Here is an 18,646-nt window from a genome sequence, read left to right on the forward strand (position 1 = left end):
ACATGGATGCACCCGCCCTCGCCAGCGCCCTCGAAATCGCGCGGCAAGTCCAGGCGCAGTTCGTCGCCTTCCACCGCCTCGGCGAGTTCCTCGATACCTGCGCCGCGCTGGCGCAGCAGCAGAGCGAGGCGGCCGAGCATCTCGCAGCGCTCCGCAGCGAGGCGGCGCAGGTGGCGGGGGAGATCGAAACGGCGCGCGCCGACCTGGCGAGCCTGCGCGGGCAGACGCGGAAGGCCGCCGACGCCCTCAACGCCGCCGAGCAGCGCGTGAAGGATGCCGCGCCGAAGGTGGCGGAGGCCGAGGCCGCCGAGGCGCGCATCCGGGATGCAGAGGCGACGCTGGCCGCCCTCAATGGCCGGATCGAGAAGGCGCGCGCGGCGCTCGGGATTGCCGCCGATGGGTGAGTTCGCCGCGATCGCCGCTCTCGCCGCGTCGGCTGCCAGCACGGTCACGGCGGTCGCGGGAGCGCAGCAGGCGCAGGCGGCCGGGCGGCTCCAGCGGCAGCAGGCCGAGCAGCAGGCGATGCTCTATGGCGAGCAGCGGCAGCAGGTGGCCGATGCCGCAGCGCAGGAGGCGGGAAACCGGATGGTGGCGCTCAGGCGCACCCTCGGGGCGCAGGAGGCCTATAGGGGCGCCCGCGGGCTGGCGAGCGACAGCATGGGCGCGAGCGTCCTGCGCAGCGCCAGCGAAGCCGAGCTTGCCCGCGACCTCGATACCATCGCCATCAACGCCGGCCGTGAGCGGCGCAGCCTGGGGCTTGCGGCGAGCCGGGCTTACCTCAGCGGCGAAGCGGCGATGGCAGGCGCGCAGGGGCAGGCCCTTGCCGCGTATGGGCAGGCGTTCCGCTCCGGCGCCGACGCCCTGGGAGCGGCGCGCGGCTTCCTCTCCGGCGCGCAGCAGCCGGCGCCGAGGGGCACGCCATGAAGGACGAGCACAGCGCCCGCCCGCCCCTCTGGCAAGCCGTGCGGCTGATCCATGCGGCGCTGGATGATCGCGAGACGTGCGACCGCGACAGGGCGATTGCGCAAGCGATGCTCGGCGCGATGGAGACGGCGCGGCTTCCCTGGATCGCGGATGCCGCCGCCGACCTCGCCGAGACGGTGGCCGACCCGACCGCGGACGCCGACCTCCGGCAACACGCCTGGCGCGCGCTGGCCGAGGAACACCACGCTCAGCGCCCGATCCGCCGCGCCCTCGCCCGCGGCGCTGCGCCCTGGCTGGTGGTGGGTGGCACCGCCGCGTGAGTGTCGATCCGCCGCCCGGCCTCGACCGCGACGGCATGGCGGAATGGCGCGCTGCGTTCCATGCGCGACGGGCTGCCATCGTCGCCGACTGTCAGACCTGGCAGGAGCGAGCCCTCCGCCTCTACGCCGCGGGCGAAACCTCGCGCGGTCTGATCGAGGCGCTCGGCCTCGAAGTGCAGGGCGAAACGGACGCGCCCTGCTTGGCCCGGAAACAGGGAGCTTCGCCGTAGGTGAGCGCAGGGGTTCACCGTCACCAGTTTCGGCGCTGCGCCCACACCTCGGGGCGCCGATGCTCGCCGTGCGCCTCGTAGTGCTCGATGTCCGCGAGCAATTCGGCCACATCGGGGGGCACTGGCCCAAGGGATACCGCGAGCTTGCGCAGATCGCCGGCAGTAATTGGCCGCCCTGCCGACCTTGCCTCCGTTTCGACCTCGGCGCGGCGCTCCGCTGAGCCTGGGTAATGCTTCCGAATGAGGCTCATCACGCCGGATGTGTAATCTTGCAGCACATACACCTTGTCCGCAGCCCGCGCCTCCCGCAGCTGCTCAGGAGAGACGCCGAGCTTTTCCAGCGAACGGAGGACTTCCCTCTTCTGTGCGTCTTGGCGCTGAAAGATGCCCGGGTCTGCCCACCGGCTCAGGCCCGCGTTGTGGTGAATGACGACAGCGCCGAGATCAGCCGCGAAGGCTCGAAGGCGCTGCAGAACGTCCTCAGCTTCGACAACCGCGCGCCGCATCCTCGCTTCTAGCCCGAAAACCTTCAGAACCTCGAAGCGGTCGGCATTGCCGATGAGCCCGCACAACGCGCCAGCGCCGAGCAGGAGCACGGAATTCTCAGTGCGCGAATTGTCACGAATGGCGAGCTCGTGCCACGCGGTCCCGAGAAAGACGAGCGCGGCAGCATTCCAGATGAAAGCCAGCGCATGCTGCGCAACGAAAGAGATCAGCCCCCGCACTTCACCACCGCTTCTCGAAGCCCCTTCCTGCCAATGCATCTCGAGCCAAAGTGTCACGCCTGCGGCCGCCGATGAGGGAGGCGCGGGCGGTCAGTCGCTCCCGCGGCCATCCGCGGCAGCCGCAGCCGCGAGGCGCCCCCTGAGCTTCTCCCAGGCCGCATAGACGTCTGATCCGAAGTCGCTCAGCGCATGCGCCGCATGCTCATTCAGCCAGAGCCCGCCATTCTCCCGCGGCTTCGCGAGGCCTGGCAGAACGCCAGCCTTCAGCAGCGCGTCTGCCTCGGCATGCGTGATCGGGTTCGGCTCGTCGCTCCCCTTGCGCAGCACGTAGCCGCTCGGATCGGCCCGGCGCCGACCGTCATCCCGATCCCATGCGACAGACCACGCCTGGAAGCCTCCCTCGACCCGCCACGGCTGCCTCAGCAGCGCCAGCAAAGCCTCAGGGATCACCGGAGGTGTGCGATCAGTCATGCTGCTCCCCTGCTATGCGCGCCCTATGGCCGCCCCTCGCTACTGCTTCGTCTCCGGCACCACCGGCCAGCGGCTCACGTCAGCCCCGGCGCCCGCAAGCTGCTTGCTGAACGCCTGCAGAGCCTCGCGCGCCCTCTGCCGAAGCGTGGCATCTTCCCCGTTGCGGGCGATGTCCGCCAGATCGGCGAGGGCAAACGGAATGTCCATCCGCGCGTCAGCCCGCTCCCGATCTAGAAGCGTCCGCGCAAGATCCCGGTCAGCCGGGGCGGCTGAGGCATCAGACGCGACTTCCTCCAAGAGGGCGATGAACCGTCGGGAGGCATCCAGCCGCACCTCATTCGACGCGTCATCATCAGCCATCGCCTGAACCAGAAGAGCCGCCTCAGCCAACCGCCTATCCGCCATCCGTCGCCACGCTCCAGCCCCAGGGCTGCCCCAGACTACAGGGAGCCAATGCCAACTGCGCGACAATTCATTCCGCGCGCAGGAGGGCAGCCGGTCAGAGAGAGCAAATCGTGCGCGGGAGAGGCGCGACACGCTGCGGCGCCATTTTTCAACCCCTGCCCCTCCGCTCCCGCATCGCGCTCGAGGCCCCCGGGGAGGGGTCGCGGGCAGCGCGCCGGCGGCCGGGGCGAGACGCGGCGCGCGATGCGCTGTCCGGTCAGGCGCCCGCGCGCGTCCGGTCAGGCCGTCCGTCCGGTCAATGTCCGGTCAGCCGAAATCGACACCGCACTAACCCGCGCGGGACGACCTCGCTTAACGCCTTGATATGCCTGAGTTTTTCGATGGTAGCGGCGAGCGGACTTGAACCGCTGACCCCGGCATTATGAGTGCCGTGCTCTAACCAGCTGAGCTACGCCGCCCCAAGGGCGAACCCCGCGCGGGGGAGCCGTCGCCTAGCGCCCGGCACCCCGCATTGTCAACCGCGCCGGCCGCCTTCACGCCGCGCGCAGGAAGCCGCCGGCCAGCACGCGGTCGCCGTCATAGACCACGCAGGCCTGGCCGGGTGCCGCGACATTCGGCTCGGCGAGCCGCACGCGCATCACGCCTTCCTCGGCGTCCCAGGCCACCGTGGCGGCGCGCGGCGCTTCGCGGCCGCGGAGCTTCACCTGGGCGGCGATCGGCGCGGCGGGGGGCGGGATCAGCCAGTTCACCTCGACCGCCGTCACCTCCTGCTTCGGCAGGGATTCGCGGGGGGCGACCACGATGCGCCGGCGCGTCGCGTCCACGGCGGAGACGTAGAGCCGCTCGCCGCCGCCGATTCCGATGCCGCGGCCCTGCCCCACCGTGTAGCGGCCGATGCCGCGATGGGTGCCGAGCACGCGGCCGGCCTCGTCCACGATCTCGCCGGGCTCCGCCGTCTCCGGGCGCAGCTTCGCCACCGTCTCGGCGTAGTGGCCGGAGGGGACGAAGCAGATGTCCTGGCTGTCCGGCTTCTGCGCCACCTTCAGGCCGAGACGATCCGCCACGGCGCGCACCGCCGCCTTGTCCGGCATGTCGCCGAGCGGGAAGCGCGCAAAGTCGAGCTGCTCGCGGGTGGTGAGCGCGAGGAAATAGGACTGGTCGCGCGCGGGATCGGCGGCGCGGTGGAGCTCCGGGCCGTTCGCGCCCTCCACGCGCCGGGCGTAGTGGCCGGTGGCTAGCGCCTCGCAGCCGAGGTCGCGGGCAAGCTCCACAAGGTCGCGGAACTTCACCGTCTGGTTGCAGCGGATGCAGGGGATCGGCGTCTCGCCGCGGGCGTAGCTGTCGGCGAAGTCCTCGATGACCGCGGCTCGGAAGCGCGCCTCCCGGTCCAGCACGTAGTGCGGGATGTCGAGCGCATCGGCGACGCTGCGGGCATCGTGGATGTCCTGCCCGGCGCAGCAGGCGCCCTTCTTCTGCACCGCGGCGCCGTGGTCGTAGAGCTGCAGCGTGGCGCCGACCACCTCGTGGCCCGCTTCCTTCAGCAGGCCGGCGACGACGGAGGAGTCCACGCCGCCCGACATGGCAACCAGGACCCTCATCCGCGGAGGCCCATCTGCCAGAAATCGGCCTCCAGCCGCGCGGCCTTCGCGAAGTCGGCGCTGAGCGCGGCGAAGCGCGCCGCGCCGCCATGGCTCTCGCCCAGCGTGTCGAGCCGCGCGGCGGCGCCACGCGCCAGCGCCTGGTACTCGTCGCCGGCATACATCGCGATCCAGGATTCGTAGGGATTGCCCTCGTGCCGCCGCGTCGGGCTCGCCTCGATGGCGAGTGCGATCTCGCCATAGCCCGCCGTGCAGGGCGCGAGCGCGACTTCCAGGTCCAAGATGTCGCCGGCGATGCCGCGGTCCAGCACCCAGCGGGTGTAGGCGACGGTTTCGGCGGCTTCCGGCTCGGCCAGGATCGCGTCCTCCGCGATGCCCCACTCGGCGCAGTAGCCGACATGCAGCGTCATCTCGTGCAGCAGCGCCTGGATGGCGCCGGCCTTCTCGCGGAAGGCGGCGAGGCTTTCGGCCTTGTAGGCGGCGAGCGCGAAGGCGCGCACGAACTGGACGAGGAACAGGTAGTCCTGCACCAGGTAGCGCTTGAAGGCGGGCAGCGGCAGCGAGCCGTCGGCGAGGCCCTGCACGAAGGGATGCCAGGTGTAGGCCCGCCAGTCGGCCGCGTTGGCCTGCTTCAGGCGGCGATAGAGGCCGGTGGCGGAGCCGTAAGGGGTGGTGTCGTTCATGTCAGGTCGTGCGGCCCCCACCCCGACCAGCCTGCGGCCTCCGACGCCCGTGGCGTCGAAGCCCCCGCAAGCGGGGGAGGGAGTGGGTCACCCCAGGGCGTTGCGGGTGCCGGCGGGGAGCTTCACCACCAGCCCGTCCAGCGCCTCGGTCATGATGATCTGGCAGCCGAGACGGCTGGTCTCCTGCAGGTCGAAGGCGAGGTCGAGCATGTCCTCCTCGTCTTCCGTCGGCTTGCTCAGCTTGCCGAACCAGGCGCCGTCCACCACCACATGGCAGGTGGAGCAGGCGAGGCTGCCCTCGCAGGCACCCTCGATGTCCACGCCGTGCTTGTGCGCGATCTCCAGCACGGAGAGGCCGAGCGGCGCGTCCACTTCCTTGCGCGTCCCGTCGCGCTCGACGAAAGTCATCTTCGGCATTGCCAGCCCTACTCCGCCGCGCCCGCCGACCCGGCCAGGACGCTGTCCAATGACGCAACGGCCCGGCGCCAGGCGGCGCCGAGCGCCGCGGCGGCCAGGTCCACCTCGGCGGGGGAGGTAAAGCGGCCGATCCCGATCCGCAAGGTGGCGCGCGCCTGCGCCTCCGGAAGGCCGAGCGCCTGCAGCACATGGGAGGGCTCGACCTCCGCCGAGGAACAGGCGGAGCCGGTGGAGACGCAGATCTCGGGCGCCGCCTCCATGATCTGCTGCGCGGTGACGCCGCCGGGGAAGGCGAGGGAGAGGTTGCCGGCCACGCGCCGCTCGCGGTCGGCATTCACGACGATCCCGGGCACCTCGGCCTGGATCGCCGCCAGGAACCGGTCGCGCTGCGCGGCCATGCGGCCGGTATCCAGCGCCATCTCCTGCGCGGCGATCCGGCAGGCCTCGCCGAGGCCGACGATCAGCGGCGCCGGCAGCGTGCCGGAGCGCAGGCCCCGCTCCTGCCCGCCGCCGGAGAAGAGTGGCGCGAGCCGCACCCGCGGACGACGGCGGACGTAGAGGGCGCCGATCCCCTTCGGCCCGTAGAGCTTGTGGCCGGAGATGGAGAGCAGGTCCGCACGGATCGCGCCCACGTCGAGCGGGATGCGGCCGCAGCCCTGCGCCGCGTCCGTGTGGAACAGAGCGCCATGCCGCTTGGCGATGGCGCCGATCGCGGCGAGGTCCTGGATCACGCCGATCTCGTTGTTCACCGCCATGACGGAGACGAGCAGCGTCGGCGCCTCGGCAAGCGTTTCCTCAAGCCGGTGGAGGTCGAGTAGGCCGTCGGGGCGGACCGGCAGGATCACGGGCGCAAAGCCCTCGGCGCCAAGGTCGCGCACGCTTTCGAGGACGCATTTGTGCTCGGTGGCGAGGGTGACGACACGCAGCCGCTCCGTGCCCTGCGCCTTCGCGAAGCGCGCCGCGCCCTTGATGGCCAGGTTGTTGGATTCCGTGGCGCCTGAGGTGAACAGGATTTCCGACGGCTCGGCCCCGACCAGCGCCGCGACATGGCCGCGTGCTTCCTCCACCGCGGCCTCCGCCGCGCGGCCCATTGCGTGCTCGACCGAGCCGGGGTTCGCAAAATTCTGCTCCCACCAGGGGCGCATGGCGGCCAGCACGCGCGGGTCCACCGGCGTGGTCGCATGGTTGTCGAGGTAGATCGGGCGGTTGGGCCGGCTCATCGGGGCCTATGTGGCGCGGGCGGGCGGCCGGGTGAAGTGCGTCAGAAGTGGCTCAGCACCTCGTCCAGCGCACGCTGCACCCGCCGCCTGGCCTCTTCGTCGCCGGCGAGGGAGGCAATGGCGGGGCCGAGGCGGTCCGCGGCAATGTCGGTGATCTCGAACGGGTTCAGGAACACGTCCTGGCCCTCGACCGCGAAGCCCGGCGTCAGCCAGTCCAGTTCCAGCCTGCCGCGCGGCAGGGCCGAGCGGAGGGCGAGCGCAGCGACCAGCCGCGTCTCAAGGGCGGCGAAGCGGTCGGACTGGATGACGAGCAGATAGGGTCGCGAGCGGCCGCTGCGGGGGCTCGGGTTCCGATGGATGTCGAACTGCGCCACGGGCGCGCGCTACAGGCGCGACAGATCGTCGCCGAAGGTGCCGTGCTCGCGCGTCATGGCGTTCAACGCATCCAGGGTGCGCGCGAGCCGCTCATCCTCGTCCCGCCGCCGCGCCTCTTCCCGCGCCACGAAGCCGGACAGCAGTTCCTCAACCGTCCCGCTGAGGTTGCCGGTACAGGCGCGGGCGCGCTGGACGAGATCCGCCGGCAGCGAGAGGTTCACCGCCTGGCGCTTCGCCTTGCCCTCATGGCCCATGGGAGCCTCCCTGCGCAGCCATGCGCATAAGCTGGGCCGCGGCCCCGCCTCACGCAAGCGCCGGGCGCCGCGCCAGCCGCTCGCGCATGGCGGACCAGGCCGCCACGAAGCGGTCCGCCGCATCCTCCGGCGCGTTCCAGGGCAGCGAGACGCGGATGGCGCAGGCCGCATCCTCGCCGAGGCCCATCGCGGCCAGCACATGGCTGCGCCCGACCTTGCCCGAGGAACAGGCCGCCCCGGCCGAGACGCGCACCCCCGCCAGGTCCAGCGCGATCACCTGCGTCTCGGCCGGCACGCCGGGCAGCACCAGGCTTGTGGTGTTCGGCAGCCGCGGCGCGCCGGCGCCGGCCACGATCGCGCCCTGCGCCGCGCAGGCGGCCTCGATGGCATCGCGCAGCGCCGCGAGACGGGCCGCCGCCTCGGGCCGGGCAGCCTCGGCCGCGGCGGCCATGCCGGCGATGGCGGGCAGCGGCTCCGTGCCGCCGCGCCGGCCGCGTTCCTGGCCGCCGCCCGTGACCAGGGGGGAGAGGGACAGGCCGGGGCGGAGCAGCAGAGCCCCCGCCCCCTTCGGCCCGCCCAGCTTGTGGCCCGACAGCGCCAGCGAATCCGCCTGGTCCGACGCCACCGGCACCCGACCGGCCGCCTGCACCGCATCCACATGCAGCAGCGCCCCGGCCTTGCGGCAGAGCGCGGCGGCCTCGGCCAGCGGGTGCAGCACGCCGGTCTCGTTGTTGGCCGCCATCAGGCAGACCAGCGCCGGCGGCCCCGCCAGCGCCCGCTCCAGCGCGCCAAGGTCGAGCGTGCCGTCGGAATGCACGGGCAGAACCTCGGCGCCCGGCGCGGCGGCCAGCACGGCCGGGTGCTCCGTGGCCCCGACCAGCACCCGCCGGCCGGCGGCGAGGCCCCGCACGGCCAGCGCATTCGCCTCCGTCCCGCCCGCGGTCAGGACCAGGTCGGCCGGGCTGCCGCCGAAGGTTGCGGCGATCCGCTCGCGCGTCCCCTCCAGCACTCGCCGCGCCGCCCGGCCCGCGGCATGCACCGAGGACGGGTTGCCTGGCATGTCCAGCGCCGCCAGCACGGCCGCCCGCGCCTCCGGCCGCAGCGGCTCGGTCGCATTGGCGTCCAGGTAGAGCTCGGGCTGCATGATCCTGGCCCGCGCGGCTCAGGCCGGGCGGGCATCCTCCCCGGCCGGGCGCGGCGGTGCGGCGCGGCCGCAGACCTCCGCGCGGATCACGTCGGCGAGGCTCACACCTTCCAGGAACATGCGGATCTGCTCGCCGAGCTCCGCCCACAGGTCATGGGTGAGGCAGCGCTGACCGGCCAGGCAGCCCGGCCCGCCTTCCTCGCAGCGCGTCGCCTGGATCGGCTCGTCCACCGCATTCACGATCGCGGAGATGGAGATCTCGGCCGCGGGGCGCGCCAGGCGGTAGCCGCCCCCCGGTCCGCGGGCGGAGGCGACGAGCCCGGCGCGGCGCAGGGGCCCGAAGAGTTGTTCGAGATAGGCGAGGGAGAGGTGCTGGGCCTGGGCGATCTCGGCCAGGCTCACCTGCCCGCTGCCCGCGACGCCAGCCCCCGGCCGCGCCGGCCCGTGCTGGCGGGCGGCGAGCTCGACCATGGCCATGACGGCATAGCGGCCGCGGGTGGACAGCCTCATGGACGCGATTCCTGGGGGTACGGACACGATCCGGCAAGGATTGTGTCGGTAATATGGACGACGTCTCGCCGGCCCAGAGCAAGGAACATGGGCACCATGCCGTGAATCCGATATGAAACCCGCGTTCGACTCACTATATTGCTTGCACCCTGGGGCTCGGGAGCCCGCCCCGGGAACGTTCGGGCGCGGGCCACCTCGCTCCCACCAGAGCCAAGATCGGAGCCTGATGAGCGCGAAAGCGTGTCAGCGCCGCGAAGCTATTGTTTCCGACCCCACGCGTCAACAATTGCGCGGGATCGGGGCAGAGTGGGGATGGCCGATGGTGGAGCGTGGCACGGTCCTTCCGCGCCGGATGCGCCGCGGCGGCGGCCCCTGTGGTTCCCCAATTGGCCCGGCGCGTGCCCCGCGCCGTGACCGCAACCGAGACTGGACCTGACGCGCGATGCCCGAAGTGATGTTCGCCGGCCCCGATGGTCGGCTCGAAGGCCGCTACCACCACGCGAAGCAGGCCAACGCCCCGGTCGCCCTGGTGCTGCATCCGCACCCCCTGCATGGCGGCACCATGAACAACCGCATCGTCCACGCGCTGTATCAGCGCTTCCAGGCGATGGGCTTTTCGACGCTGCGCTTCAACTTCCGCGGCGTCGGTCGCAGCCAGGGCCGCTACGACGGCGGCATCGGCGAGATCTCGGACGCCGCGGCGGCGCTCGACTTTTTGCAGGCGGTGAACCCCAACGCCTCCTCCCTCTGGGTCGCGGGCTATTCCTTCGGCTCCTATGTGGGCATGCAGCTGCTGATGCGGCGGCCGGAGATGTCGGGCTTCATCTCCATCAGCCCGCCGGCCAGCCACTACGATTTCGGCTTCCTCGCCCCCTGCCCCTGCAACGGCCTGATGCTGCACGGCGCCGATGACGAGCTGGTGCCGGAGAGCAGCGTGCGGAAGCTGGTGGAGAAGCTGAACACCCAGAAGGGCATCAGCATCGACTACCGGGTGATGCCCGCCGCCGGCCACATCTTCACCCCGCCCCAGGCGGACCAGGTGGCGGATGCGGCGGAGGACCACATCAACGTGACGCTGAACCGCAAGCGCATCTCGCTGGCGGCGGATTGAACATGCTGGCGGCGGATTGAACATGCACGGCAACGCCTACTGGCCGAAGCCGATCGACATGCCGCGGCGGCCGGGCGACCCGACCGACCCGCGCTGAACCGCGCCCGCGCGCCCCGCTAGCTGAGCAGCGGGGCGTGCGGCACGTGCGTCAGGATCCTCGTCAGCAGCCAGTCGGCGTGCTCGCATTCCCGCCCGTCCGGTGAGCGTGCACGCCGGGCCTGCACATGGTGCAGCAGCACGTCCGAGAGGCGATCCAGCGGGCCCTCCAGGAAGTAGTAGACGTCGTCCATCGAGAGGTAGCCGCGCCGCACCAGCAGCGCGAGGTTTTCGAGGGTGATCAGCGCGTCGATCACCTCGTTGTAGAGCTCCCGATCGGGGGCATCGGCAGAACTCTCCCATTGCAGCATGCGCTGGTGGATGAACTGGCCCAGCGTCGTGCCGGCGCGCTGGGCGTCCGGCAGGGCGCGCCAGGAGCGCTCCAGCGTCTGCGCAAGCTTCACCGCCGTGATGATGCTGGGCCGCTCGGAGGTGAAGAACTGCATGTAGGCCTGGGCCTGCTCCGCCTTCGCGGCGTTCTCCGTGGCGCGGGCCGAGATCGCGGTCTGCCGCGCGGCATGGCCGGCCTGCTCGCGGGAATGCTCCGCCTGGCGCTTCGCGAAGATCAGGGCCAGCAGGGCGATCGCGGACAGCGCGGCGCCGGTGATGAAGTAGGCGAGCTCGGCCCAGGTGCGCACCGGGTCCGTGGCGGCCACGCCGTTGCGGAAGGCGGCGGAGAAGCCGGCCTCCGGGACGACAGCCGAGAGCAGGAGCATGCCGGCGACCGCCAGCAGCGCGCAGATCAGCAGCACGAAGGCGGCGCCCATCGCCATCTCCTCTACAGCAGCGGCCCGGTGATGCGGCCGCCGCGCAGCGGCTCCGGCGCGCCGGTGGTGCCGGGGAAGGTCAGCGGCAGGCCGCGCCAGACGCGGGCGGCCAGCACGCCGAAGGCCTGCGCCTCCAGCGCGTCGCCGTTCCAGCCCGCGACCTCGACGGGCCGCACGGGCTCGGTCAGCGCCGCGGCCAGCGCGCGCATCACCGCCGGATTGCGCCGCCCGCCGCCGGCGACCAGCCACTGCACGGGCGGCGCCGGGAAGTGCCGCGAGGCGGCGGCGACGCAGACGGCGCAGAAGGCCACCAGCGTCGCCGCGCCGTCCCAGGGCGAGAGCGCGGCCGCGCCAGCCTCCTTCAGGGCGCGGTCGAAGTCCAGGCGGTCGAGCGATTTCGGCGGCGGCGCCGCCAGGTAGGGATGGCCGATCAGCCGCGCCAGCACGCCCCCGTCCGGCTGCCCGGCCAGCGCCAGCCGGCCGTCCCGGTCATAGGGCTCGCCGGTGGCGCGGCGCGCCCAGTCGTCCAGCGGGCCGTTGGCGGGGCCGGTGTCGAAGGCGATCAGCTCCCCATCGGCGCCGATCCAGGTGACGTTGCCGACGCCGCCGAGGTTGAGCACCGCCAGCGGCTTCGGCAGGTCGCGCGCCATCACGGCATGGACGATCGGCACCAGCGGCGCCCCCTGCCCGCCGGCCGCGACATCGGCCGAGCGGAAGTCGTGCGCGACGGAAAGCCCCGTCTCCCGCGCCAGGCGCGCCGCGTCGCCCACCTGGCAGGTGAAGGGCCTGTGGTTCGATCCGGGCCTGCGGGGACGGTGCAGGATGGTCTGGCCGTGGAAGCCGATGAGGTCGGCCTGCCAGCCGATCGCCTTCACCGCCTCCACATGCCGCGCCGTCAGCCGCGCCACGCAATCGGCCAGCAGCGGATCGTCCGGCGGCAGGTCCGCCCCCTGCTCCTGCGCCAGGTCCAGCAGGCGGCGCAGGTCGCGCCGCAGTGCGGGGTCGTAGGGCAGGGTCAGGGTCGGGCCGAAGCGCGCGATCGCCTCGCCATCCGTCTCCACCCACGCCGCGTCCACCCCGTCCAGCGAGGTGCCGCTCATCAGACCGATGGTTCTCAGCATTTCCGCCAGTGTGCTACCACCCCCGGCCTTCGCAAAGCACCGCACCGATGAGCACGACAGACTTCCTGCACGAGGCCAAGAGCCGCGGCTTCATCCACCAGTCCACCGACGAGGCGGCGCTGACCGCGCGGCTGAAGCAGGGCCCGCTGCCCGGCTATATCGGCTTCGACGCGACCGCCGACAGCCTGCATGTCGGGTCGCTCGTGCAGATCATGCTGCTGCGCCTGCTGCAGCGCACCGGCAACAAGCCCGTCGTGCTGATGGGCGGCGGCACGACGAAGGTCGGCGATCCCTCCTTCCGCGACGAGGCGCGGCCGCTGCTCGACGAGGCGCGGATCGAGGCCAACAAGGCCGGCATCCGCAAGGTGTTCGATTCTTTTCTTCAGTTCGGCGACGGTCCTACCGACGCGGTCATGCTCGACAATGCCGAGTGGCTCGACGCTCTGCTCTACATCCCCTTCCTGCGCGACATCGGGAAGCATTTCAGCGTCAACCGCATGCTGACGATGGAGAGCGTGAAGCAGCGCCTCGACCGCGAGCAGAACCTGTCGTTCCTCGAGTTCAACTACATGCTGCTGCAGGCCTACGACTTCCTGGAGTTGTCGCGGCGGCACGGGGTTGCGCTGCAGATGGGCGGCTCCGACCAGTGGGGCAACATCGTCATGGGCGCCGACCTGATCCGCCGCGTGACGGGGGCGGAGGCGCATGTCGTCACCACGCCGCTGATCACCACGGCCTCGGGCGCGAAGATGGGCAAGACGGCGCAGGGCGCGGTGTGGCTCGATGCCGCGAAGGTCGCGCCCTATGACTACTGGCAGTTCTGGCGCAACGCCGAGGACGCCGATGTCGGCCGCTTCCTCGCGCTGTTCACGGACCTGCCGATGGCGGAGGTCGCGCGGCTGGCCGCGCTCAGCGGCGCCGAGGTGAACGACGCGAAGAAGGTGCTGGCGACCGAGGCCACCGCGCTGCTGCATGGCCGCGACGCGGCGGTCGCCGCCGCCGAGACCGCGCGCCGCACCTTCGAGGAAGGCGTGACGGCGGAGACGCTGCCGACGCATCTGGCGGCGCTGCCGGCTGGCGTGGTGGACCTGCTCGCCGCCGCGAAGCTGGTCGCGAGCAAGGGCGAGGCGCGGCGGCTGATCGCGCAGAATGGCGTGCGGCTGAACGACGTTGCGGTCACCGATCCTGCCGCGCAGGTCACGCCGGGCGACCTGCGCGACGGCGCAGCGAAGTTGTCGCTCGGGAAGAAGAAGCATCTGCTGGTGCGCGCGGGGTGAGGCCACCCGAGGGGTCGCTCATGGCGCGTCTGCTGGACGCGCCGATGCGCCCCGGCAGCCTCGTTTGGATCGGGCTGCGGCCGGAGCGGCGCGCACCAATGATCGCCGTGGAGCAGGCGCTGCTGGAGCCAGGGCGCGGGGTGATCGGCGACCGCTGGCGCGGCAGCGCGACCGGCGCCCGCCAGGTCACGCTGATCGCCGCCGAGCACCTCGCCGCCATCGCCGGCTTCCTCGGGCGGGACGCGGTCGCGCCCGAGGCGCTGCGGCGCAACCTCGTCATCCAGGGCGTGAACCTGCTGGCTCTGAAGGGCCGCCGCTTCCGCATCGGCGCGGCGCTGCTGGAACACAGCGGCGAATGCCACCCCTGCTCCCGCATGGAGGAAGAATTCGGCCCCGGCGGCTACAACGCCGTCCGCGGCCATGGCGGGATCACCGCGCGCGTGATCGAGGGCGGTGCGATCCGCCTCGGGGACGCGTTGACGCGGGAGGGCTGAGCCGATGCGTCGTCCAGGCCGCAAGGCGGCATTCTGGCTCGCGACGGCGCTTCTCGGCGCGGCGGCGATGACCGTGCTCGGCCTGCGATACGAGCAACTGGGCGACCTGGCGCGGGGGCTCCTTGGCGCCGGCGGTGTGACGGCGATCGGCTTCGGCCTGTTCTTCGGCCTGTCGGGCGTGCTGGCCGCCCTCGGCGAGGCGCGGCTGCGCGGCGGTATCGGCCGGCTGGCGCGCTGGGAAGTTTCGGCGCGCGAGTGGGAGGCGTTCCGGCTGTTCGACGCCCGCCGCGGCAGGGCGGATCCGGCGCTGACCAACGAGTTCACGCCGCGCCGCAGCGGGCAGGGCGTCGAGGTGGTGTTCGGCCGGCGCCAGGTGATCGTGGACGGATCCTATCACCGCCTGAGCCGATGGGCGCTGCCGGCACTCGGCTCGGTCGCCTGGCTGCAGCCGGAAGGCGCGCCCGAATGCCTGGAGTTCGAGATGGTCCACCCGCGCAGCCGCTACGGCGGCACGATCAGCTTCCGTCTGCGCGTGCCCGTCGCACGCGCGGCGCGGGACGAGGGGATCCGGGTCTTCCACCATTTCCATTCACGCATCCCCAGGCCGCGCGAGGGCCTTGCCTTCCGCCGGCCCTGGCTGGTGATCGGCTGGGGCCTCGGCATCATGGGCGCGGCCCTGATCCTGGCAGGCATCGGCTGGCTGATGCGCCTCGCCGGCGACACGGGGGAGACGCCGGCGGTGCTGATGCTGCTCGGCATCATCGCGGCGATCGGCGCGGCGGTCTTCACCGCGATCATCGCGATCGTGGCGCTGCCCGGCCGCCGCGCACGCTGAGGACCTGCCCTCCCTCCGCGCGTGAGGAAGGGCGTTGCGGTCAGAGCCCCTTCGCGGCTTCCATCACCTGCGCCGCGTGTTCCTCCGGCTTCACCTTGCGCCAGACCTTCCGCACCTTGCCCGCGCCATCGATCAGAAAACTGGAGCGCTCCATGCCCATGTAGGTCTTGCCGTACATGGACTTTTCCACCCACGTGCCATAGGCCTCGGCAACCTTGTGGTCCTCGTCGGAGGCGAGCGGGAAGGTCAGCTTGTACTTCTCGGCGAACTTCTCGATCGGCTTCATGGGATCGGGCGAGACGCCGATGATCTCGAGGCCAAGCTTGCCGAGCTGCGGCAGCGCCTCCTGCACGCCGCAGGCCTGCTTGGTGCAGCCGGGCGTGTCGGCCTTCGGGTAGAAATACAGCAGATAGGCTTTGCCCTTCAGCGAGGCGCTGCTGACAGTGCGCCCGCCGCTCGCCGGCATCGAGAAGGCGGGCGCCGCCGCGCCCTCCGCGGGGCCGGCAGCCGCCGGGGCCGCCTTCGCCGCGGGCTTCGGCGCGGCAGGCTTCTTCGCCGCGCTGGTCTTTGCGGCCGTGCTCTTCGCGGCCGTGGTCTTCGCCGGCGCCGCCGGCTTCTTCGCTGCAGGCATGACCAAAAGAATCCCCCTCCGTCAGGTCGCGTCCGGCAGGCCGATGCGCCGCACGAACACCGCGCGCACCGCCTCCGCCATCGCGCGCATCTGTGTGCGCAGCCCCGCCTGGTCAACCGGCGGTTCCGCCATCTGCTTGCCGACCGCGGCGAGCAACCCGCCCGCCACGGCCTCGGGCAGCGCCTCCTCGCCCCAGCGGCCGACGGTCAGGCGCAGATGCGCGAGGATGGCGCGCCACAGCCGGTCGGCCGCGGTCAGCGTCGCGGCCTCCGCCTCCGTCAGCAGCCCCGCCGCGGCCAGGTTGCGCAGCGCGATCCGCGTGGTGGGCGACAGCACCGCGGGCAGGCGATGCGCATGCGCGACCTGCAGTGCCTGGGCGACGAACTCCGTCTCCACCAGCCCGCCCGGCATCAGCTTCACGTCCCACGGCCCTTCCGCCGGCAGGTCGCGCAGCATGCGCGCGCGCATCGCGCCCGCATCGGCCAGCACCTGCGCGGCATCGGCCGGGCGCGTGCGCGCCGCCTTCAGCGCCGCTTCCACCTTCCGCTTGAGGCCCGGCGCGCCGGCGACGAAGCGCGCGCGGGTCAGCGCCATGCGTTCCCAGGTCCAGGCGCTTTCCGCCTGGTAGCGCGCGAAGCCGGCGAGCGAGACCGCGACCGGCCCCTTCGAGCCCGAGGGACGCAGCCGCATGTCCACCTCGAACAGCTTGCCCTCCGCGCCCGGCGAGGTGAGTGCCGCCACCACCTGGTTCGCCAGCCGGCCGAAATACTGGCTCGGTGGAAGCTGCTTCGCGCCGCCCGTGCTCTCCAGCGCGTCCTCGGGATGGTCGTAGACGAGGATCAGGTCGAGGTCGGAGGCCGGCAGCATGTCCCGCGCGCCGAGCTTGCCGAGCGCCACGACGCCGAGCGCGCCGCCCTTCACCTTGCCGTGGCGCTGCGCGAATTCGGCGGCGATGCGCGGCAGCAGTGCGGCGATGGCGGCGTCCGCGAGGTCGCTGCGCGCCATGCCCGCCGCGTCCACGTCGATCCGGCCTTCCAGCGCCGCGGCGTCGATCTCGAAGCGGCGTTCCGTCACCACGCGGCGCGTCGAGTCCAGCGCTTCCTCGAAGAAGCGCGCCTCCTTCACCAGCGCGGGCAGCGGCGCGGCCACGTCGGTGTCGGCCGCGAGCGTGCCGGACAGCAGCGCATCCAGCGCCGCCGCGCTGTGCGCGACATGGTCGGCCAGCGCCGGCGCCGCGCCGAGCACGAAGGCGAGGCGGTCGAGCAGCGCCGGGTTGCGGTGCAGCAGCGACAGCGCCTGCACGCCCGCCTGCATGCGCGCGAAGGCCGCATCCAGCCGCAGCAGCGCCTGGTCCGGCTGCGGCTGCTTCGCGAAGGCGCCGAGCAGCGCGGGCATGATCTCGGTCAGCAATTCGCGCGCGCGCTCGCTGCGGGTCGCGCGGGTACGGCCGTGATGCCAGGCGCGCACCGTCGCGCCGACCGCCTGTGGGTTCTGGAAGCCCATGCGGCGCAGCGTCTCGATGGTCTCGGGGTCGTCCTCGACGCCGGTGAAGACCAGGCTGCCGCTGGCGCCCTCGCGATTGGTGCCGAGATCGGGCGCGGCCTCGAACAGGCCGGCATAGGCGCGCTCGACGCGCGTGAGATGGCCGGTCAGCGCCGCGGCGAAGCTTTCGGGCGCGTCGAAGCCGAGGAAGGAGGCGATGCGCGCAAGGCCGGCCTCGTCCTCCGGCAGGCGGTGGGTCTGGCGGTCGGCGACCATCTGCAGCCGGTGCTCGACATTGCGCAGGAAGACATAGGCGTCCGCCATGTCGGCGGCGGTGCGCCGCTCGATCCGCCCGGCCGCGACCAGCGCGGCGAGCGCGCCGAGCGTGGTGGGGTCGCGCAGCACAGGATCGCGCCCGCCCCAGATCAGCTGCAGCACCTGCGTGCTGAACTCGATCTCCCGGATGCCGCCCCGGCCGAGCTTCACGTCATGGCCTTCCACCTGCACCCGCGCATGCGCGCCGCGCGCGCCCTTGTGCGCGTGGATCTGCCGCTTGATGGAATGGATGTCGGCGACCGCGGCGAAATCCAGGTGCCGGCGCCAGACGAAGGGGCGGATCTCGCGCAGGAAGCCGTCGCCGAGCGCGCGGTCGCCCGCGACGGGCCGCGCCTTGATCATCGCGGCGCGTTCCCAGTTCTGCCCCATGCTCTCGTAGTAGGCGATGGCGGCGGGCAGCGAGACCGCCAGCGGCGTCGCCGCCGGGTCGGGGCGCAACCGCAGGTCGGTGCGGAAGACGTAGCCGTCCTCGGTCCGGTCCTCGAGCAGCCGCACGAGGTCCCGGGCGAGACGAACGTAGATGGCGCCCGCGCGGTCCGCGTCGTAGGCTGCCGCGAGCGGATCGTAGAGCACCATGAGGTCGATATCAGAGGAGTAGTTCAGCTCCCGCCCGCCGAGCTTGCCCATGCCGAGCACCACCAGCCCGGAGCCGCGGCCCGTCGCCCGCGGATCATGCCGTGCGCCGCCACCGGCCAGCTTCAACTCGCCCCTCGCCTGCGCCTCCCGCAGCAGATGCGCGCAGGCATAGTCGGTGCAGGCATCCGCGAGGTCCGACAGCGCGCCGGTGACGCGATCCAGCGGCCAGAGGCCGGCGAGGTCGGCCGCGGCCGCGATCAGCGCCGCCTGCCGCTTCGCCTGGCGCAGCAGCGCCGCGACCTGCGCCCGCCCGGCATCCGGGTCGGCGCGGCCGAGCGGGTCCACCGCCAGGGCAAAGGCCGCATCCGGCCCGCGCTCGGCCAGCCGCAGCAGCGTGGCGGATTCCCGCACCGCCAGGTCGGCCAGGTAGCTGGAATGTCCCCCCATCGCCGCGAGCAGCGCCGCGCCCTCCGCAGTCGCGGCGAAGGCCTGCTCGGCGGCGCCGCGCTCGGCGAAGCGCTGGGCGAGCTGCGACGCCGCCTGGGGGTCGAAGGGGCGCGGCAGCCTGGCGGCGGCGATCTGCGGCGCGCCGGGCGATGGGCTGGCGGGCGCGGCGGCGGCCGCCTCTCGGGATCTCGGCATGA

Annotated in this window: 23 protein-coding genes and 1 tRNA gene; 8 read left to right on the forward strand and 16 right to left on the reverse strand. The window is 72.4% G+C overall.

The genetic code is table 11. The features are described from left to right. Positions 1-2 precede the first annotated feature (2 nt). The 4 genes from DFH01_RS00240 to DFH01_RS00255 are packed head-to-tail and all read left to right on the forward strand — an operon-like array spanning position 3 to position 1,474. Positions 3-404, forward strand: coding sequence for a hypothetical protein (locus tag DFH01_RS00240; protein ID WP_109868408.1), 402 nt, complete (start codon positions 3-5; stop codon positions 402-404). Beyond that, a complete protein-coding gene (locus DFH01_RS00245) occupies positions 397-924 on the forward strand; it encodes a hypothetical protein (protein ID WP_109868409.1) in 528 nt (175 codons plus the stop codon). Before DFH01_RS00240 ends, DFH01_RS00245 begins: the two co-directional genes overlap by 8 nt. After that, positions 921-1,244, forward strand: a complete 324-nt coding sequence (locus DFH01_RS00250; protein ID WP_109868410.1) for a hypothetical protein — start codon at positions 921-923, stop codon at positions 1,242-1,244. Before DFH01_RS00245 ends, DFH01_RS00250 begins: the two co-directional genes overlap by 4 nt. Next, positions 1,241-1,474, forward strand: coding sequence for a hypothetical protein (locus DFH01_RS00255; RefSeq protein ID WP_109868411.1), 234 nt, complete (start codon positions 1,241-1,243; stop codon positions 1,472-1,474). The genes DFH01_RS00250 and DFH01_RS00255 overlap by 4 nt, the downstream gene beginning before the upstream one ends. A gap of 20 nt (positions 1,475-1,494) precedes the next feature. On the opposite strand, the gene DFH01_RS00260 is transcribed toward DFH01_RS00255, so the two are convergent. The 12 genes from DFH01_RS00260 to DFH01_RS00315 form a co-directional block, all read right to left on the reverse strand. After that, positions 1,495-2,238 (reverse strand): hypothetical protein, encoded by a 744-nt coding sequence (locus DFH01_RS00260; protein ID WP_158287547.1) that lies wholly within the window; start codon positions 2,236-2,238, stop codon positions 1,495-1,497. A 51-nt stretch (positions 2,239-2,289) separates the two neighbouring features. Further along, positions 2,290-2,634 (reverse strand): hypothetical protein, encoded by a 345-nt coding sequence (locus DFH01_RS27730; protein WP_158287548.1) that lies wholly within the window; start codon positions 2,632-2,634, stop codon positions 2,290-2,292. Between the two features lie 75 nt (positions 2,635-2,709). Further along, positions 2,710-3,030, reverse strand: a complete 321-nt coding sequence (locus tag DFH01_RS00270) for a hypothetical protein (RefSeq protein ID WP_158287549.1) — start codon at positions 3,028-3,030, stop codon at positions 2,710-2,712. 426 nt (positions 3,031-3,456) lie between these two features. After that, positions 3,457-3,533: transfer RNA gene (locus DFH01_RS00275), tRNA-Met, on the reverse strand. Between the two features lie 75 nt (positions 3,534-3,608). Beyond that, positions 3,609-4,673 (reverse strand): tRNA 2-thiouridine(34) synthase MnmA, encoded by a 1,065-nt coding sequence (gene mnmA, locus DFH01_RS00280; protein ID WP_109868415.1) that lies wholly within the window; start codon positions 4,671-4,673, stop codon positions 3,609-3,611. Further along, complete coding sequence (locus DFH01_RS00285) at positions 4,670-5,356, reverse strand: TenA family protein (protein ID WP_109868416.1); 687 nt, start codon at positions 5,354-5,356, stop codon at positions 4,670-4,672. The genes mnmA and DFH01_RS00285 overlap by 4 nt, the downstream gene beginning before the upstream one ends. A gap of 87 nt (positions 5,357-5,443) precedes the next feature. Continuing rightward, positions 5,444-5,773, reverse strand: a complete 330-nt coding sequence (locus DFH01_RS00290) for a ferredoxin family 2Fe-2S iron-sulfur cluster binding protein (RefSeq protein ID WP_109868417.1) — start codon at positions 5,771-5,773, stop codon at positions 5,444-5,446. Positions 5,774-5,781: 8 nt separating this feature from the next. Then, on the reverse strand, positions 5,782-6,993 hold the full coding sequence (locus DFH01_RS00295; RefSeq protein WP_109868418.1) for a cysteine desulfurase family protein: 1,212 nt from the start codon (positions 6,991-6,993) through the stop codon (positions 5,782-5,784). 41 nt (positions 6,994-7,034) lie between these two features. Beyond that, positions 7,035-7,367 (reverse strand): CcdB family protein, encoded by a 333-nt coding sequence (locus tag DFH01_RS00300; protein ID WP_109868419.1) that lies wholly within the window; start codon positions 7,365-7,367, stop codon positions 7,035-7,037. A 9-nt stretch (positions 7,368-7,376) separates the two neighbouring features. Next, on the reverse strand, positions 7,377-7,622 hold the full coding sequence (locus DFH01_RS27995) for a type II toxin-antitoxin system CcdA family antitoxin (RefSeq protein WP_158287550.1): 246 nt from the start codon (positions 7,620-7,622) through the stop codon (positions 7,377-7,379). Between the two features lie 49 nt (positions 7,623-7,671). Further along, positions 7,672-8,766 carry a cysteine desulfurase family protein gene (locus tag DFH01_RS00310; RefSeq protein ID WP_109868421.1) on the reverse strand — a complete coding sequence of 365 codons (1,095 nt, stop codon included), beginning with the start codon at positions 8,764-8,766 and terminating at the stop codon, positions 7,672-7,674. An 18-nt stretch (positions 8,767-8,784) separates the two neighbouring features. After that, complete coding sequence (locus tag DFH01_RS00315; RefSeq protein WP_109868422.1) at positions 8,785-9,276, reverse strand: Rrf2 family transcriptional regulator; 492 nt, start codon at positions 9,274-9,276, stop codon at positions 8,785-8,787. 442 nt (positions 9,277-9,718) lie between these two features. On the opposite strand from DFH01_RS00315, the gene DFH01_RS00320 reads away from it, so the two are divergent. Then, on the forward strand, positions 9,719-10,387 hold the full coding sequence (locus DFH01_RS00320; protein WP_109868423.1) for an alpha/beta hydrolase: 669 nt from the start codon (positions 9,719-9,721) through the stop codon (positions 10,385-10,387). Positions 10,388-10,503: 116 nt separating this feature from the next. Here the strand turns inward: DFH01_RS00320 and DFH01_RS00325 are convergent, their stop codons facing one another. Then, positions 10,504-11,250 carry a hypothetical protein gene (locus tag DFH01_RS00325; RefSeq protein ID WP_109868424.1) on the reverse strand — a complete coding sequence of 249 codons (747 nt, stop codon included), beginning with the start codon at positions 11,248-11,250 and terminating at the stop codon, positions 10,504-10,506. Positions 11,251-11,261: 11 nt separating this feature from the next. Continuing rightward, a complete protein-coding gene (locus tag DFH01_RS00330) occupies positions 11,262-12,368 on the reverse strand; it encodes an anhydro-N-acetylmuramic acid kinase (RefSeq protein ID WP_109869850.1) in 1,107 nt (368 codons plus the stop codon). A 50-nt stretch (positions 12,369-12,418) separates the two neighbouring features. On the opposite strand from DFH01_RS00330, the gene tyrS reads away from it, so the two are divergent. From tyrS to DFH01_RS00345, 3 genes are read left to right on the forward strand one after another with little or no spacing between them, the layout of a single operon-like run. Next, positions 12,419-13,648 (forward strand): tyrosine--tRNA ligase, encoded by a 1,230-nt coding sequence (tyrS, locus tag DFH01_RS00335; RefSeq protein WP_109868425.1) that lies wholly within the window; start codon positions 12,419-12,421, stop codon positions 13,646-13,648. Positions 13,649-13,668: 20 nt separating this feature from the next. Next, positions 13,669-14,142 (forward strand): MOSC domain-containing protein, encoded by a 474-nt coding sequence (locus DFH01_RS00340; protein ID WP_109868426.1) that lies wholly within the window; start codon positions 13,669-13,671, stop codon positions 14,140-14,142. 4 nt (positions 14,143-14,146) lie between these two features. Next, positions 14,147-14,977, forward strand: coding sequence for a hypothetical protein (locus tag DFH01_RS00345; RefSeq protein ID WP_109868427.1), 831 nt, complete (start codon positions 14,147-14,149; stop codon positions 14,975-14,977). A 40-nt stretch (positions 14,978-15,017) separates the two neighbouring features. On the opposite strand, the gene bcp is transcribed toward DFH01_RS00345, so the two are convergent. Together bcp and DFH01_RS00355 are read right to left on the reverse strand one after the other, a co-directional pair. Continuing rightward, on the reverse strand, positions 15,018-15,608 hold the full coding sequence (bcp, locus tag DFH01_RS00350) for a thioredoxin-dependent thiol peroxidase (RefSeq protein ID WP_109868428.1): 591 nt from the start codon (positions 15,606-15,608) through the stop codon (positions 15,018-15,020). A 21-nt stretch (positions 15,609-15,629) separates the two neighbouring features. Continuing rightward, a complete protein-coding gene (locus tag DFH01_RS00355) occupies positions 15,630-18,644 on the reverse strand; it encodes a bifunctional [glutamine synthetase] adenylyltransferase/[glutamine synthetase]-adenylyl-L-tyrosine phosphorylase (RefSeq protein WP_109868429.1) in 3,015 nt (1,004 codons plus the stop codon). Positions 18,645-18,646: the final 2 nt, after the last annotated feature.

Origin of the sequence: Falsiroseomonas bella (genome assembly GCF_003173615.1) — a bacterium.
In the GTDB taxonomy this organism is placed as follows: Bacteria; Pseudomonadota; Alphaproteobacteria; order Acetobacterales; family Acetobacteraceae; genus Falsiroseomonas; species Falsiroseomonas bella.